This is a genomic window from Pseudomonas agronomica (assembly GCF_025917275.1).
GTDB classification, from domain to species: domain Bacteria; phylum Pseudomonadota; class Gammaproteobacteria; order Pseudomonadales; family Pseudomonadaceae; genus Aquipseudomonas; species Aquipseudomonas agronomica.
Map to the genome: position 1 here is coordinate 1 of NZ_JAOSHO010000488.1, position 3,643 is coordinate 3,643.

Genomic DNA, 3,643 nt, shown 5'->3' on the forward strand with positions numbered 1-3,643 from the left:
GCTCCCGCAGGGAACCGGTTGATCACAGGATTTGCTCAGGCCGGCTCCATTTCCCTTGGTCCTGCAACCGCCGCCACCTCGAACCGGTCCGCGAGGAACGGCGTGATGTCCAGCGGCAACGGCTCATCATTGACCAGTTTATCCAGCAACACCCCGGTGATGGCCGAGGTGAGGATGCCGGTACGGAAATGCCCGCAGGCGTTGAGGTAGCCTTCCACGCCGCGCATCGGCCCGAGGATTGGCAGCTCATCGGGTGAGCCGGGACGCAGCCCGGCCCAGGTACGCTTGAGGTTGATGTCGGCCAGTTGCGGAATACAACGCATCGCGCCTTGCACCAGCCCTTCGATCTCCGGGTAAGTGGTGGTCACGTCGAACCCCTTGTCCTCCGTGGTGCTGCCAATCAGGATTTCGCCGTTGTCTTTCTGCGCCACGTAGCAATCGCTGGTGGTCAGGCAGCCGTTGAGGAGCTTGGGCATGCGTTCGGTCAGCAGGATCTGGCCCTTGACTGGCTTGACCGGAATCCGCACGCCCGTGGCCTGCTCGCTGAGGTCCGCCGCCCAGGCACCGGCGGCATTGATCAGGGTCCGGCAATTGAATGTCCCGGCTTCGGCAGTCTGCACGCCTGTTACCCGCGTGCCGCTGCGCAAGACTTCGGTCACATGGGTATTGAAATACAGGTCGACGCCGTTCTGCCGGGCGCCCTCGGTGTAGGCATCGGCGAGGCGGAACGGGCTGACCTGGTGATCGCAAAGAAACTCCAGCGCGCCGAGGGCCTCATGGCTCACATTTGGCTCTGCCTCGCGCAAGGCCGCCTGGTCGAGCCAACGCACCTGATCGGCCAGATGGGGAATGCAGGCAGCGATGTGCTCGGCATACGAGCGGTCCTCATCGTCATAGATCACGAACTTCAGCCCGGTCTCTTCGAACTTGAAATCCATGCCGTGGCGCTCAAGCAACTCGCGGTGCAGTTGCGGGTACATCGCGTTGGACTGCAAGGCGAACTCAAAAAACGAGTCGGGCAGGATGTGCGGCGTGCTCGCATCCACCGCCACGGCGGCACCCTGGGCCTGGCGCTGGCGATTGGCCGACATCATGCGAAAGAAAATCACCCCGCAACCCAGCCCCACCGATTCGCCAATGGCCCACAAGCCGCCCGCCGAGGCACGGGTGGCGTTGCCGGGGCGCTTGGCGTCGATCAGGGCGATCTTCAAATGGCTGCGCTTGGACAGCTGATAGGCACAGGAAGCGCCGATCACACCGCCGCCGGCGATCACCACGTCATAGTGCTTGGTCATGGGAAGCGGCCTCCGTGCTTACATTCTGAAAGGCTGAGAAAGGAATCGGGTCGATGGGAAACCGCGGCCGCAACCAGCCCACATCGGCGCGTCCGGTGGCCTCGCGCAACCGGTCGCTGCAGTAACCGACGCACATCCGCCCTTGGCAATCACCCATGCTGACGCGGGTGCGCATTTTCAGGCTGGCCATGTCTTGCACACCCTGCTCCAGGGCCCGGTCGATGTCGGCGCGGGTGGCGTGCTCGCAGCGGCAGATCACCGTCTCGGCGGTGGGCAGCGCCGTTTGCCCCGCGCCGCGCCGGGTATAGCGATCGACGGCGGCGCGAAAGCGAATGATCCGCTCCAGCTGGGCCTGATAGTGCCCGCGACGGTCAAGGGCTGTCGGCTCATCCAGGACATTGCGCTGCATCAGCACCGACAGCGCGGCAATACGCCCGCTCAGCATGGCGGCTTCACCTCCGCGTATCCCGCCCATGTCGCCCGCCAGGTGGATATGCGCCTCGCTGCTGCGTTGCCAGGCATCGGACACCGCACGTAGATAACCGTCTTCGCTGAAGCCATGTTCCAGGCCCATCTGCTGGCTCAACTGGGTGCGCGGGATAAACCCGTAGCCAACCGCCAGCGTTTGGGCCGGCACCCGTTCGGCGCGCTCGAGGTCCGGCGTCCAATCGGCGGAGTACGGTGCGACGGTCACGCCGCTCAACTCGCCCTCGCCCTCGGCTCGCACCACTCCCCAGCCATAACGCACCGGAATGCGATGCCGCTTGAGGTACGCGAGCATGCCCAGGCCATCGAGGAACAGCTGCGGCTTGTTCAGCAACGCCAGGCTCTCCTTGGCGATCCGGCCGAACGCACAGGCCTCGTAGACGCCCGCCACGGTGACACCCGAGGCATGTAGCTGGCAGGCCACCAACGGCAGCAGCGGCCCCGTGCCGGCAATCACCACCGGGCTTGGTGGCCTGACCACGCCGCTCTTGATCTGCAATTGCAAGCCACCGAGCATCATCACACCCGGCAGCGTCCAGCCAGGAAACGGCACGCTGCGTTCATGGCAACCGGCCGCGAGGATCAGTTGGGAGTAGAGGACCTCGCGCAAGCGCTCGTCGGCATCCAGCAGCATCAGGGCCCGGAACCCTTCGGCGCCGATGACCCGACTGCCCAGTCGCACGTCGATCAGGCCAGCATGGCGCTGGAATTCACCGTGGAGTTTTTCAAGGGCTTCGCTGTAGCGCGGCCCCAGGTAATCCAGGCGTACCCCATCGCGCAAAGGCCCGCGATACACCACGCCACCCAGGCGCGGCGCCTCTTCGAGCAAGGTGCAGCGCACGCCACGGGCGGCCAGCTCAATGGCCGCCGCCATACCTGCCGGGCCGCCGCCGACAATCACCGGATCGTGTTTCATAGTGCCTCCGTTTCGGCAATGCGGTTGGTCCGGGTTTCGATGTGCATGCCGGGGCGCACCAGGGTCTGGCAGGCGCGGCGCTTGTGGCGACCGTCGATCTTGACCAGGCAGCATTGGCACACGCCCATGCCGCAATAGGCACCGCTGATCTGGTCATGATCGTTGCGCGCGACCTGGCGCTGGCCCAGCGCCTGGATGACGGTGAGCACGGTTTCGCCCTGGGCGGCGTTGACAGCCTGGCCGTCCAGGTGCACGGTCATGTCGGCCTGTTCCAGGGGTTGGATATCAAATGGTCGATGTATGAGATCTTGAGGTTGCATCATGCAGCTCTTCCTTGAAAGTTCGGTCGGTCCCGGATCCTTGCGGCACGCCACTCTTTGCCTTGCATCAATGCCCATCGGCGACAGCGCGCCAGAACAGGGCAGCGAGCGCAGCATGATGGTGCGCAGCGCAATGATGTTAGGGAATATTTGTGACGAAGTGTTGATCCAGGCCAGTAAAGGCGCAGGCTGGTGTCGATGAACTTTGTTTCAGAAAGCCGACAGGTATTCTTTGGCAAAATGCTGCGCAGTCGCTCCAACTTCCCCACACGGTACTGCTCATGAACCGCATCCTGACCATCGAAGACGACGCCGTGACCGCCCGTGAAATCGTCGCCGAACTGACCCGCAACGGCCTGGATGTCGACTGGGTCGACAACGGCCGCGAGGGTCTGGAACGCGCCGTCAGCGGCGACTACGACCTGATTACCCTGGATCGCATGCTGCCCGAGCTGGATGGGCTGGTGATCGTCACACAACTGCGTAGCATGGGCGTGGCCACGCCGATCCTGATGATCAGCGCCCTCTCCGATGTCGACGAACGTGTCCGTGGTCTACGGGCAGGCGGCGACGATTACCTGACCAAACCCTTCGCCACCGACGAAATGGCCGCCCGGGTCGAAGTG

The 3,643-nt window shown here is 64.0% G+C and carries 5 protein-coding genes; 2 read left to right on the forward strand and 3 right to left on the reverse strand.

Features of this window, described 5'->3' with window-relative positions; translation table 11 throughout:
• Positions 1-35 precede the first annotated feature (35 nt).
• The 3 genes from hcnC to hcnA are packed head-to-tail and all read right to left on the reverse strand — an operon-like array spanning position 36 to position 3,017.
• Complete coding sequence (hcnC, locus tag OC610_RS23170) at positions 36-1,295, reverse strand: cyanide-forming glycine dehydrogenase subunit HcnC (RefSeq protein ID WP_264431138.1); 1,260 nt, start codon at positions 1,293-1,295, stop codon at positions 36-38.
• On the reverse strand, positions 1,279-2,697 hold the full coding sequence (gene hcnB / locus OC610_RS23175) for a cyanide-forming glycine dehydrogenase subunit HcnB (protein ID WP_264431141.1): 1,419 nt from the start codon (positions 2,695-2,697) through the stop codon (positions 1,279-1,281). The genes hcnC and hcnB overlap by 17 nt, the downstream gene beginning before the upstream one ends.
• Positions 2,694-3,017: a cyanide-forming glycine dehydrogenase subunit HcnA gene (gene hcnA / locus OC610_RS23180; RefSeq protein ID WP_264431145.1), complete on the reverse strand. Its 324-nt coding sequence runs from the start codon at positions 3,015-3,017 to the stop codon at positions 2,694-2,696. Before hcnA ends, hcnB begins: the two co-directional genes overlap by 4 nt.
• Position 3,018: 1 nt before the next feature.
• Between hcnA and OC610_RS23185 the strand changes: the two genes are divergently transcribed.
• Both OC610_RS23185 and OC610_RS23190 read left to right on the forward strand, forming a co-directional pair.
• Positions 3,019-3,219, forward strand: a complete 201-nt coding sequence (locus OC610_RS23185) for a hypothetical protein (RefSeq protein WP_264431142.1) — start codon at positions 3,019-3,021, stop codon at positions 3,217-3,219.
• 79 nt (positions 3,220-3,298) lie between these two features.
• The coding region (locus tag OC610_RS23190) for a response regulator transcription factor (protein WP_264431144.1) at positions 3,299-3,643 on the forward strand (345 nt) is incomplete at its 3' end.

What these genes read in the sequence shown, in the direction of transcription:
- hcnC (WP_264431138.1), bottom strand. Translation starts at nt 1,295, where the DNA reads ATGACCAAGCACTATGACGTGGTGATCGCCGGCGGCGGTGTGATCGGC.
- hcnB (WP_264431141.1), bottom strand. Translation starts at nt 2,697, where the DNA reads ATGAAACACGATCCGGTGATTGTCGGCGGCGGCCCGGCAGGTATGGCG.
- OC610_RS23185 (WP_264431142.1), top strand. Translation starts at nt 3,019, where the DNA reads ATGCAGCTCTTCCTTGAAAGTTCGGTCGGTCCCGGATCCTTGCGGCAC.
- hcnA (WP_264431145.1), bottom strand. Translation starts at nt 3,017, where the DNA reads ATGCAACCTCAAGATCTCATACATCGACCATTTGATATCCAACCCCTG.